The 380-nt window shown below is 59.5% G+C and carries 1 protein-coding gene; it reads left to right on the top strand.

All coding sequences use genetic code 11. The features are described 5' to 3' along the window. Positions 1 to 196: 196 nt before the first annotated feature. Positions 197 to 380, top strand: a 184-nt coding sequence (locus tag PPOP_RS26085) for an IS66 family transposase (RefSeq protein ID WP_422730659.1), incomplete at its 3' end; no start/stop codon positions are given.

The following is a 380-nucleotide window of genomic DNA, read 5'->3' as shown; positions in this document are numbered from 1 at the left end:
AATCCATTGATGGGCTGGCCGCTATGGTACAGGAACAATTTGGGCTCAATCCGTTTTCCTCGGCGCTGTTCGTGTTTTGTAATCGCAGACGGGAAAAACTCAAATGGTACGAGGAACAGTTCCGGCTTGCACAGCAGAAGCGCTTCGGGGCTTCCAGCGCGGCGCAGAGCACTGGCTGCTGCCCGTTGTGGCGGAAATGAGGCGCCATCTGCTGAAGCAGGATGTGCTGCATGCGGACGAGACCACGCTGCAGGTGTTAAAGGAACCGGGAAAAGCGGCGCAGTCGGACGACCGAGGAGCGGCTTGCCGCACGCGAGGAACAAAGCCGCCCGGTGCTGGATGCCTACTATGCCTGGCTGTGCCAGCAGAAATCCCGGACG

Origin of the sequence: Paenibacillus popilliae ATCC 14706, from assembly GCF_000315235.1 — a bacterium.
GTDB classification, from domain to species: Bacteria; Bacillota; Bacilli; order Paenibacillales; family Paenibacillaceae; genus Paenibacillus_B; species Paenibacillus_B popilliae.
The sequence above is the reverse complement of the archived record's forward strand: the minus strand, read 5'-3'. Positions and strand labels throughout refer to the sequence as shown.